The organism is Pseudomonas sp. KUIN-1, assembly GCF_009176725.1.
Taxonomy (GTDB): Bacteria; Pseudomonadota; Gammaproteobacteria; order Pseudomonadales; family Pseudomonadaceae; genus Aquipseudomonas; species Aquipseudomonas fragariae.
Map to the genome: position 1 here is coordinate 2,990,042 of NZ_AP020337.1, position 13,153 is coordinate 3,003,194.

Annotated in this window: 1 protein-coding gene (only partly in view); it reads right to left on the minus strand. The window is 61.4% G+C overall.

From position 1 onward, the window contains the following. A protein-coding gene (gene syrE / locus KUIN1_RS13570; RefSeq protein ID WP_172980055.1) for a non-ribosomal peptide synthetase crosses the window boundary here: on the minus strand, positions 1-12,945 show its 5' end (the start). 15,429 nt of this gene lie to the left of the window's left edge; the window shows 12,945 of its 28,374 coding nt (coding positions 1-12,945); its start codon is at positions 12,943-12,945; its stop codon lies off the left edge, out of view. Positions 12,946-13,153 lie beyond the last annotated feature (208 nt).

Consider the following 13,153-nt stretch of genomic DNA (forward strand, 5'->3'; position numbering starts at 1 on the left):
GGGATGGGCGAACAGTGCAGCCAGACCAAGTTCGACGCCCAATTGATGACGCACCTGGGAAATCAGGCGCATCGCCAGCAAGGAGTGGCCGCCCAGTTCAAAGAACTGATCATGACGGCCCACCCGTTCCAGATCGAGCAGGTTTTGCCAGATCTGCGCCAGCGCAATCTCGGTAGCCCCTTGAGGCTCCACGTGCTCGCGGCTGGCAAAGGCATCGTCAGCCGGAGCCGGCAAGGCCTTGCGGTCGAGCTTGCGGTTCGGCGTCAACGGCAGTTCATCAAGCAGCACGAACGCGCTCGGCAGCATGTACTCGGCCAGTTGCGGTGCCAGTTCGGCGCGCAGTTCAGCGGCTGTGATCTGGGTTTGCGGCTGGGCAACCACATAGGCCACGAGACGTTTTTCACCGGGATTGTCCTCCCGAGCGATCACCACCGCTTCCTTGACCCCTTTGCAATTGCCGAGACGGGCTTCGATTTCGCCCAGTTCGATGCGGAAACCGCGCACCTTGACTTGGAAATCGTTACGGCCCAGGTACTCGATCCGGCCGTCAGCCATGTAGCGTGCCAGGTCACCGGTTTTGTACATCCTGGCATCAGGGCTTTCGCTGAACGGATCAGCGAGGAAGCGCTCGGCGTTGACCTCTTCAAGGTTCAGGTAACCGCGTGCCACGCCGTCGCCGCCAATGTAGATTTCACCGGCCACGCCATACGGCACTGGCTGCTGATGAGCGTCGAGCAGGTAAATGCGCGTGTTGGCCATCGGCTTGCCGATGGTCGCATTGCCGCTGCCTTCGCTGCCGGCCGCAGCGTCGTAGCTGACGTAGGCCGCAGTGCAGGACACCGTCGCTTCGGTCGGCCCATAGGTGTTGATCAGACGAGTGTGCGCCGGGCGCACCTCGTCCCAGAGCTTGAGCTTCTGCGCCGACAATGCGTCACCTGTGACGTTGATCAGACGCACATGCTGCAGACGTTGCTCAGCAGCCTGCGGCTGGTTGTGCCATTCGGCAACCAGCGTATGCCAGTGCGCAGTGGTCAGGTGCAGGACGGTGGGTTGAATGCCATGGGTTTCAGTCCCTTCGCTGCCGAAGATCTCGCGGCTTGGTGCCAGGGTCGCGCCGGCCAGGAGTGCCGGGAAGATCTCTTCCACCGACAGGTCGAAGTTCAGGGTGTTCTGCTGCAGCACCGTGTCGCTCTGAGACAGGTCGAACAGCCGCGCCGCATCGACGCTGTAGTTGACCAGGCCGCGATGCTCGATCATCACGCCCTTCGGATTACCGGTGGAGCCCGAGGTGTAGATCACATACGCCAGGTTGCGCACGCCGAGGGTCGGTACGACCGGGTTGTCATCACACTCGGCCAAGCCCTGGTATTGCTCGTCATCGAGCAATACCAGCGGCATGGACAATGCGGGCAAGCGCTCCTGCAAGCCGCGCTGAGTGAGCAACGCCGCTGGCTGGCTGTCGGTGATCATGTATGCCAGGCGCTCGGCCGGATAGGCCGGGTCAAGTGGTACATAAGCCGCCCCTGCCTTGAGCACACCGAGCAGGCCGATCATCATTTCCACGCCACGCTCGACACAGATCGCCACCCGATCATCCGGAACAATGCCCAGGCTGATCAGGTGATGAGCGAGACGGTTGGCCTGACGGTTCAAGTCGGCATAGCTCAGGCGCTGCCCCTGGACAGCCACGGCGATGGCATCAGGTTGTGTGCGGACCTGTGCTTCGAACAGGTGCTGAATGCACAGGTCCGTCGGGTAGTCCTGGCGCGTCTGGTTGAAGGTCTCCAGCAGCAGGTTGCGCTCGGCGGCAGGCAGCACATCCAGCTGCGTAACGGCCATCTGCGGTGTGTGCGCCAGCGCGTCGGTCAGTTGCTCCAGCGCGCACTGCATCATGGCGCACAGGCGTTGCGGATTTGCGGGCTGCATGCTGTGTATTATCAGGTCGAGCTCACTGCCGTAATCGTTGACCGACAAGCACAGCGGATAGTTGGTCCGCTCGGTGCCGTCGAGCAGGCGCATGCCCGGCCATTGCAACCGGCTGTCCTCGCCCTGGTGCCGGTAATTGAGCAGGCTGGAGAACAACGGCACCCCTGTGGCCACGCTACTGCAACGTTGGGCCAGGGCCAGTGACGCCTGCTCGTGGCTCAGTAATTCGCTGAGATCACGGTGTGTGGCCATGACCAGTTCCTGGGCGCCTTGTGTGGTCAGTTGCACGCGGACCGGCAGGGTGTTCATGAACATGCCCATGGCCCGCTCGGCGCCGGCCGTACCTTGCAGGCGGCCGGTGACCACGGTGCCGAACACCACGTCATCGCGACCGGTACAACGGGCCATCACCTGGGCCCAGGCGACATGGAACAGAACCGCCGGGGACATGCCGCGCTCCCGGGCCTGAGTCCGAATACGTATGCAAAGGTCACTGTTCAATGCCAGTTTGGCCTCTTCGACGTCATTGCCGTCGCCCTGAACTTCCAGCAGTTCGAAAGGAGCGGTGGGTGAATCAACATCAGCCAGGCGGCGTGTGAAGTAAGCTTCGTGGGCACTTGAAGGGCTGGCGAGGGTCTGTGCGACAAAATCCCGGTAAGGCTGCGGTGGCAGCAGGTCTGCGCTCTGGCCTCGCATCAACAGGCGAATTTCTTCGAGTATGAGTTCTACGGTGACGTGGTCGCTGATCATGTGATGATCAATCAGCGCCAGTAGCCAACGTTCCGAGTTTGGGTCGCGAGCAATGTAGGCCAGCAGCAGCGGGGCCTGTCGCAGATCCAGGCGCAGACGACCTGGATCACTTAGCCGGTCCAGCTGACTGAGTGCGTCTTCCTCCGGCGTCAGGGTGAGGGTATGGACAGGCAATTGCGCCTGGCGGTGCACCACTTGCACCGCTTGCGGCAGGCCGATCCAATGCACCGAGCTGCGCAGGATGTCATGGCGGTCGATAACCGTTTGCAGGCCCTCAAGAAAGGCGTCAAGGCGCGCACGGCTGTCGAACTCGATCATCGAGCGCATCAGGTAGGCGTCGCGCTCACGATTCAGCAGGTAATGGAACAGGATGCCGTCCTGAAGCGGTGCCAGCGGGTAGATGTCCTGGATATTGGCGGCTCCGCCGGCAACGGCGGAGGTGATCAATTCAATCTGAGCGACGCTCAGTTCCACCAGCGGCAACATGTCTGGCGTCAATTGCGTGCAATGGGCTGGAATGCGGTTGGCGGGTACCTGGAACAGAACGTGTTTGTCCTGACTGATAGCCAAGGCCATTTCACGCACGGTAGGCGCAGTGAATACAGTCTTTACGTTGAGATTCAGGCCCTGCTTGCGCAGACGCTCGATCAGAGAGACGGCCAGCAGTGAGTGGCCACCGAGCTCGAAAAAATGGTCGTGACGCCCGACCTGCTCAATGCCCAGCAGGTCTTGCCAGATAGCCACGATCTGCGTTTCGGTTTCGCCTTGTGGGGCTTCATAGCCACGGCTGATCAGCGCATCAGCATCCGGAGCCGGCAAGGCCTTGCGGTCGAGCTTGCGGTTCGGCGTCAGCGGCAGTTCATCAAGCAGCACGAACGCGCTTGGCAGCATGTACTCGGCCAGTTGCGGTGCCAGTTCGGCGCGCAGGTCAGCGGCTGTAAGCTGGCTTTGCGGCTGGGCAACCACATAGGCCACCAGGCGCTTGTCTCCCGGGTTATCTTCCCGAGCGATCACCACCGCTTCCTTGACCCCGGTGCAATTGCCCAGGCGGGCTTCGATTTCGCCCAGTTCGATGCGGAAACCGCGCACCTTGACCTGGAAATCGTTACGGCCCAGGTACTCGATCCGGCCGTCAGCCATGTAGCGCGCCAGATCGCCGGTTTTGTACATCCTGGCATCAGGGCTTTCGCTGAACGGATCAGCGAGGAAGCGCTCGGCGTTGACCTCTTCAAGGTTCAGGTAACCGCGTGCCACGCCGTCGCCGCCAATGTAGATTTCACCGGCCACGCCATACGGCACTGGCTGCTGATGAGCGTCGAGCAGGTAAATGCGCGTGTTGGCCATCGGCTTGCCGATGGTCGCATTGCCGCTGCCTTCGCTGCCGGCCGCAGCGTCGTGGCTGACGTAGGCCGCAGTGCAGGACACCGTCGCTTCGGTCGGCCCATAGGTGTTGATCAGACGAGTGTGCGCCGGGCGCACCTCGTCCCAGAGCTTGAGCTTCTGCGCCGACAATGCGTCACCTGTGACGTTGATCAGACGCACATGCTGCAGACGTTGCTCAGCGACCTGCGGTTGCTTGTGCCATTCGGCCACCAGCGTATGCCAGTGTGCGGCGGTCAAGTGCAGGACAGTCGGATCAATCCCGTGGTTTTCAGTCCCTTCGCTGCCGAAGATCTCGCGGCTCGGCGTCAGGGTGGCACCCGCCAGCAAGGCCGGGAAGATTTCTTCCACCGACAGGTCGAAGTTCAGGGTGTTCTGTTGCAGCACGGTGTCGCTCTGGGACAGGCCGAACAGGCGTGCAGCATCGACGCTGTAGTTGACCAGGCCGCGATGCTCGATCATCACGCCCTTCGGATTACCGGTGGAGCCCGAGGTGTAGATCACATACGCCAGGTTGCGCACGCCGAGGGCTTCCACCACAGGGTTATCGTCACGCTCGGTAAAGGTTTTGCGCTGATCATCGTCGAGCAACACCAGTGGCAAGGTCAGGGTCGGCAGATATTCCTGCAAGTGACGCTGGGTCAGTAACGCCGCTGGCTGGCTGTCTTCGATCATGTAGGCCAGGCGCTCGGCAGGGTAAGCCGGGTCCAGCGGCACATAAGCGGCACCGGCTTTGAGTACACCGAGCAGGCCGACCATCATTTCCACGCCGCGTTCGACGCAGATCGCCACCCGATCATCCGGGCCGATGCCCAGGCCGATCAGGTGATGAGCGAGACGGTTGGCCTGGCGGTTCAGTTCGGCATAGCTCAGGCGCTGCGCCTGGAAAGCCACGGCGATGGCATCCGGTTGCGTACGTACCTGTGCTTCGAACAGGTGTTGAATGCACAGGTCCGTCGGGTAGTCCTGGCGGGTCTGGTTGAAGGTCTCCAGCAGCAGGTTGCGCTCGGCGGCGGGCAGCACATCCAGCTGCGTAACTTCCTTCTGTGGTGTGTGCGCCAGCGCGTCGGTCAATTGCTCCAACGCACACTGCATCATGGCGCACAGGCGTTGCGGATCCGCAGGTTGCACACTGTGTATCAACAGGCCCAGGTCACTGCCGTAATCGTTGACCGACAAGCACAGCGGATAGTTGGTGCGCTCGGCGCTGTCGAGCAGGCGCAGGCCCGGCCATTGCAACTGGCTGTCCTCGTTCTGGTGCCGGTAGTTGAGCAGGCTGGAGAACAACGGCACACCCGTGGCCACGCTACTGCAACGTTGGGCCAGGGCCAATGATGCCTGCTCGTGGCTCAGTAACTCGCTGAGATCACGGTGGGTGGCCATGACCAGTTCCTGGACGCTTTGCGTGGCCAGTTGCACGCGAACCGGCAGGGTGTTCATGAACATGCCCATGGCCCGCTCGGCGCCTAACGTACCTTGCAGACGGCCGGTGACCGCGGTGCCGAACACCACATCATCGCGACCGGTACAACGTGCCAGCACCTGAGCCCAGGCGACATGGAACAGCACCGCCGGGGACATGCCGCGCTCCCGGGCCTGAGTCCGGATACGTGCGCAGAGGTCACTGCTCAATGCCAGTTCGGACTCTTCGACGTCATTGCCGTCGCCCTGAACTTCCAGCAGTTCGAACGGAGCGGTGGGTGAATCAACATCAGCCAGGCGGCGTGTGAAGTAAGCTTCGTGGGCACTTGAAGGGCTGGCGAGGGTCTGTGCGACAAACTCCCGATAAGGCTGCGGTGGCAGCAGGTCTGCGCTCTGGCCTCGCATCAACAGGCGAATTTCTTCGAGTATCAGTTCCAGGGTGACATGGTCGCTGATCATGTGGTGATCAATCAGCGCCAGTAGCCAGCGTTCCGAGTCTGGGTCGCGAGCAATGTAGGCCAGCAGCAGCGGGGCCTGTCGCAGATCAAGGCGCAGACGACCTGGATCACTTAGACGATCCAGTTGGCTGAGTGCGTCTTCATCCGGCCTCAGGGTGAGAGTATGGATCGGCAATTGCGCCTGGCGGTGCACCACTTGCACCGCTTGCGGCAGGCCGACCCAATGCACTGAACTGCGCAGGACATCATGGCGGTCGATAACCGTTTGCAGGCCCTCAAGAAAGGCGTCAAGGCGCGCACGGCTGTCGAACTCGATCGTCGAGCGCACCAGGTAGGCGTCGCGTTCAAGATTCAGCAGGTAATGGAACAGAATGCCTTCTTGCAGCGGTGCCAGCGGGTAGATGTCCTGGATATTGGCGGCTCCGCCGGGAACCGCGGAGGCGATCAGTTCAATCTGAGCGACGCTCAGTTCCACCAGCGGCAACATGTCTGGCGTCAACTGCGTGCAATGGGCCGGAATGCGGTTGGCCGGCGCCCGGAACAGGGCTTGTTTTTCCTGGCTGATGGCCAAGGCCATTTCACGCACGCTGGGCGCAGTGAATACGGTGTTTACGTTGAGATTCAGGTCCTGCTTGCGCAGACGGTCGATCAGAGAGACGGCCAGCAGTGAGTGGCCGCCGAGTTCGAAGAAGTGGTCATGACGCCCGACCTGCTCGACGCCCAGCAGGTCTTGCCAGATAATCGCGATCTGCTCCTCGATTTCGCCTTGTGGGGCTTCGTAGCCACGGCTGATCAGCGCGTCACCGTCCGGGGCTGGCAGCGCCTTGCGATCGAGCTTGCCGTTCGATGTCAGTGGCATGGCCTCGAGCAGCACATAAATGGCCGGAACCATGTACTCCGGCAACTGTTGCTGCAGGTGACTGCGCAGGATTTCAAGATCGACAGCAGTGTGCTCGGCAGACTGCGTGTAGTAAGCCACCAGACGTTTGTCGCCGGGTATGTCTTCGCGAGCAGTGACCACCGCTTCGTGGACCGCCGGGTGTTTGGCCAGCGCCGCCTCGATTTCGCCGATTTCGATACGCAAGCCGCGGATCTTCACCTGAAAGTCATTGCGGCCCAGGTATTCCAGTGCGCCATTGGCCAGCCAGCGACCGACGTCGCCGGTTTTGTACAGGCGTGCCTGCCGGTCTTCGGAAAACGGGTCGGCGATGAAACGCTCGGCACTCAGGTCCGGCTGATTCAGGTAACCCCGCGCCACGCCGATACCGCCAATGTGCAGCTCACCGGCCACACCCAATGGTTGCAGCTGGCCCAAGGCATCGAGTACGTGCATCTGAATGTTCGCAATCGGGCGGCCGATGGGCACGCTGTCGCCCGGATCCGTCGGACGGCATTCCCAGGCAGTAACGTCGATGGCCGCTTCGGTCGGGCCATACAGGTTGTGCAGTTCAACGCCCTTGAGCTGTTGCTCGAAACGGCGCTGCAACGCACGAGGCAAGGCCTCGCCACTGCACAGCACGCGGCGCAGTTGCGGGAAGTCGCGGGTTGAGCGATGTTCCAGAAACACATCGAGCATCGAGGGCACGAAGTGCAGCAGGGTAATGCCCGCGTCACTCATTACTTGCGCCAGATAGTCCGGATCCTGATGGCCACCGGGACGGGCCATGACCAGTTCGGCACCGGTCAGCAGTGGCAGGAAAAACTCCCACACCGACACGTCGAACCCGAACGGGGTCTTTTGCAGCACGCGATCCTGACTGTTCACCTGATAGGCGTCGCGCGCCCAGAGCAAGCGGTTGACCACGCCCAGGTGTTCGTTCATCACGCCTTTGGGCGTGCCGGTGGAACCGGAGGTGTAGAGCACGTAAGCCAGGTGATTCGGCTGCAGGCCCAGGGCCTTGGCATCCGGGTTGACGCTCTGCTGCCTGGCCAGTTGCGCACGGTCATCGTGGCCATCGAGCACCAGCACCGGAAGATCCGAGGCCGGCAGGTTGTCGCTCAGGTCCCGAGTAGTCAGCACTGCCTGCGGCGAGCTGTCCTCGAGCATATACGCCTGGCGGGCGCTGGGCAGGTCAGGGTCGATCGGTACATAGGCGCCACCGGCCTTGAGAATACCTAACAGCGCCACGACCATTTCCGGGCCGCGACGCAGGCTGACCGCGACCCGCGTATCAGGCTCCACGCCCAGCTCGATCAGGCGATGGGCGAGCTGGTTCGCCTGCTGGTTGAGTTCGGCGTAAGTGAGCAACGGCCCGCTGTCGCCACGTACGGCGCAGGCATCCGGACGCTGGGCGGCCTGTTGTTCGATCAGTTGGTGGATCAGTACATCACGCGGATAAGGGTGGGCTGTGTCGTTGAAGCCCGTCAGCAACAGCTCGCGCTCATCGTCCGGCAGTATCGACAGGCTGTTCAGCGCTGCCTGCGGCGTGTGTTCCAGTGCGTCCACCAGGCTGCGCAGTGCAACCTGCATGTACTCGCCGATGCGCGTGGCACTGATTTGCTGGACGGCCTGAATGGTGAGCGTAAAGGCATCGCCCAGATCATCGACATTCAGGGTCAACGGGTAGTTGGTATGGTCTTCGGTGCCGAAGGACTCGATCCCGCCCCAGGCGCTGGCAGCTTCTGCCGAAACATCGCTCACGACACTGTGTCGGTAGTTGAGCAATGCACTGAATAGCGGCGTCGGTGCGGCCACGCCGCTGCAACGCTGGGCGAGTACCAGCGGAGCATGCTCATGCCCCAGCAAAGCCGTCAGCCGCTCGTGGGTCGCCTTCAATCCCTCGGCCACTGTCGTTGCGCCGATATCGACGCGCAACGGCAAGGTGTTGATAAACATGCCCAACGCACGGTCGGCGCCATCACCGGCCTGCATACGGCCCAGCAGTACCGTGCCGAACACCACCTGTTCGCAGGCCGAGACATTGCCCAGCACCCGTGCCCAGGCCAAATGCATCAGGCTCGCGACGCTGACGCCTGCCTGTCGAGCCTGAGCCCGCAAACGCAGGTTCAGTTCGGCCGCCAGGGTCACGCTGGCCTCTTCGAGGTTGCGACCACGGTCCTGCACATCCTGCAAACCGAACGGCAGCGTCGGCTCGTCGATATCGCCGAGCATGTCGCGGAAGAACGCTTCGTGCTGTGCCTCGCTGACACCCAGGCGTGCCTGAGCGACATAGTTGCGATATGGCACTGCCTCACCCAACGCCTTGCCCTGACCGAGCAGGTGCGCCTGAATTTCCTGCAGTATCACGGACAGGGAAGTGGCGTCGCTGACCAGGTGGTGGCACAGCAGCATCGCCAGCCAGCGGTCGTTGACCGGGTCATGGCTAAAGACAATGCGCATCAATGGCGCAGTACGCACATCGAGGCGGTAATGCCGACGGTCGAAGCGTTGGTGTAATTGCTCGTCAACCGGGCCGTCTGCAGAGTCGAGGAACAACTCGGTGACGTGCAGTTCAGCTTGACGCAGCACGACTTGCACCGGCTCATCGAGATCTTCCCACAGCACCGCGGTGCGCAGGATATCGTGGCGGTTGATCACGCCTTGCAAAGCGCCACTGAAATCGTCCAGTCGCGCCCGGTCAGATAGCGCGAACAGTGCTTTCAGGGTGTAGGGGTCGCCCTGTTCGGCACTGATATGGTGGTAAAGAATCCCAGCCTGCAACGGTGCCAGCGGGTAGATGTCCTGCACGTTGGCCACGCCGCCCGGCATGTCCTTCACCACGTGGTCGATCTGCGCCTGAGAGAGGTTGATCAGCGCCAACATCTGCGGGGTGATACGGTCGCAATGCTCGGGAATAAGATTGGTCGGCACCACGACTTCCGAGCCTCCACCGGCAGCTGCCGCCAGTGCCGCCACGGTCGGTTGGCCGAACAGCACATGCACATCGGCACTCAGGCCAACCTGGCGCATGCGTTCGATCAATTTCACCGCCAGCAGTGAGTGGCCACCCAGTTCGAAGAAATGGTCATGGCGTCCCACCTGTTCAACCTTGAGCACATCGGCCCAGATCGATGCCAACAGGGTTTCCACTTCGCCTTGCGGCGCTTCGTAACCACGGCTGATCAGCGCATCACCGTCCGGGGCTGGCAGCGCCTTGCGATCGAGCTTGCCGTTCGATGTCAGTGGCATGGCCTCGAGCAGCACATAAATGGCCGGAACCATGTACTCCGGCAACTGTTGCTGCAGGTGACTGCGCAGGATTTCAAGATCGACAGCAGTGTGCTCGGCAGACTGCGTGTAGTAAGCCACCAGACGTTTGTCGCCGGGTATGTCTTCGCGAGCAGTGACCACCGCTTCGTGGACCGCCGGGTGTTTAGCCAGGGCGGCCTCGATTTCGCCGATTTCGATACGCAAGCCGCGGATCTTCACCTGAAAGTCATTACGGCCCAGGTATTCCAGCGCGCCATTGGCCAGCCAGCGACCGACGTCGCCGGTTTTGTACAGGCGTGCCTGCGGGTCGCTGGAGAACGGGTCAGCGATGAAACGCTCGGCACTCAGGTCCGGCTGATTCAGGTAACCCCGCGCCACGCCGATACCGCCAATGTGCAGCTCACCGGCCACACCCAATGGTTGCAACTGGCCCAAGGCATCGAGTACGTGCATCTGAATGTTGGCAATCGGGCGGCCGATGGGCACGCTGTCGCCCGGATCCGTCGGACGACATTCCCAGGCGGTAACGTCGATGGCCGCTTCGGTCGGGCCATACAGGTTGTGCAGTTCAACGCCCTTCAGGTGTTGCTCGAAGCGGCGCTGCAACGCACGAGGCAAGGCCTCGCCACTGCACAGCACGCGGCGCAGTTGCGGGAAGTCGCGGGTTGAGCGGTGTTCCAGAAACACATCGAGCATCGAGGGCACGAAGTGCAGCAGGGTAATGCCCGCGTCACTCATCACCTGCGCCAGGTAGTCCGGATCCTGATGGCCACCGGGACGGGCCATGACCAGTTCGGCACCGGTCAGCAGTGGCAGGAAAAACTCCCAGACCGAGACGTCGAAACCGAACGGGGTCTTTTGCAGTACGCGATCCTGACTGTTCACCTGATAGGCGTCGCGCGCCCAAAGCAGGCGGTTGACCACGCCCAGGTGCTCGTTCATCACGCCTTTGGGTGTACCGGTAGAGCCCGAGGTGTAAAGCACATAGGCCAGGTGATTCGGCTGCAGGCCCAGGGCCTTGGCATCCGGGTTGACGCTCGGCTGCCTGGCCAATTGCGCGCGGTCATCGCGGCCATCGAGCACCAGCACCGGAAGATCCGAGGCCGGCAGGTTGTCGCTCAGGTCCCGAGTGGTCAGCACTGCCTGCGGCGAGCTGTCCTCGAGCATATAGGCCTGGCGAGCGCTGGGCAGGTCAGGGTCGATCGGTACATAGGCGCCACCGGCCTTGAGAATACCCAACAGCGCCACGACCATTTCCGCGCCGCGACGCAGGCTGACCGCGACACGCGTATCCGGCTCCACGCCCAGTTCGATCAGGCGATGGGCGAGCTGGTTGGCCTGCTGGTTGAGTTCGGCGTAAGTGAGCAACGGCCCGCTGTCGCCACGTACGGCGCAGGCATCCGGACGCTGGGCGGCCTGTTGTTCGATCAGTTGGTGGATCAGGACATCGCGGGGATAGGCGAGGGCGGTTTCGTTGAAAGTTGCCAGTTGCTGATGCTCGCTTGTGCTCATCAACGGGAAGTGCGCCAAAGGCGTGTCGTGTTGATTCAGCACAGCTTCAAGCATGGCGAAAATGCGCTGTTGTACGCGCTGAGCTTCCTCGAAGGTGAAGTAAGCGGTGTTGAAGTTGAAATCCAGGTGGATGTCTTCAGAAGGATGGTAGTCGCGTACGAAGATCGCCATGGGCGTCTGCTCGTAACCGTTGTCCAGCATCAGCACCCGCGCCGGGTCCTCGCTGCCGAACGTGACGTCACCATCGAAGCTTTCGAATGACAGTGAAACATCGAACAACTGGTGGCGTCCGTTTTGCGCCAGCCGCAGGCTACGGTTGAGTTCGGCAATCGGGAAACGCTGGTGGCGATAAGTGCGACGTAGTTGCGTGCCGATGTTATTCATCAGATCGACCAGCGTTTCATGCGGATCGAAGCCCACGCGAATCGGGCTGACCGAGGAAAACATACCGATGGTGGCTTTCTGACGAGCATTGGTACGGTTATGCACCGGCATACCGACAACGATCTCATCGACGCCCACGGTGCGGCAGAAATAGGTGCTGATCACTCCGACCAGTACATGAGCAACGGACAGGTTGCATTCGCTGGCAAACTGCGTCAGCGCGTTGTAAAGCGCGCGAGGCAACATGGCTTGAACCTGGTCACTGGGGGCAGGGACGTTGGTAAGGCCTGCCTTGAAATCTGCCCTGCGTTGCAGCAGAACCGGCGGCAGTTGTGCGTAGGACTGCTCCCAGAACAGTCGATCACGCTCGTAGCGACAAGACGCCATGTAGGCCCTGTCTTCTTCAAGGAACGAGAGGTATGAAGGCCCCTCGGCAAGCGTTTCCTTGCCTTCCAGCAAGCCTGAGTAGGTATCGCCTACGGCGTGCGCGATCAGCACTGCACCGATGCCGTCGGCAACCAGGTGGTGCAAGCGATTGAACCAGTAATGAAGTTGCGGCCCGCAACGAACCAGACGCGATTCCCAGAGTTGTCCGGTCATTGACTCAAAGGGATGGCGGAACGACTCGCGCAGATGCGCAATGGCCTGCTCGGTGTCGCCGTCGACCTCAGGAAAATCGGTCACCTCAAGCTTGAACGGCGCCTTGGACAGAACCCGCTGGCCGCCCATCCCCCTTTCGTGGCTGAAACTCAGACGCAGCGCGTCATGGCTGTCGATGACCCTCTGGATGGCTTTTTCGAACAGTGCAATATCGATGTCGCCCTTGATCTCCAGAGTCATGCCGATGTTGTAATAAGGCAGGTGCGGATAGGCGAGCTGATCAAGCCAGATACCTTGCTGAACCGAAGCCAGCGGAAGGAGCTCTTGTCCTTGCGTGCACAGATTGTCGATCAACGAATTCATCTCAAAGCACCTGTTTGCGAAATCAATTGGCTCGTCTCCGGTCGATGGACGGCGCGGCATGGCGCTGGACGACTGCCAGTCGGCGGGAGGATTAAAAACATTGAAAAAAAAATAGAGCATCCACCTGGGGATGTCTGTCATGGGAAGCTGGGACAACTGAGCGTGGTGGTCTTCCGGGTAGGTTGATCAGTGATTCGGGACGGCGCCG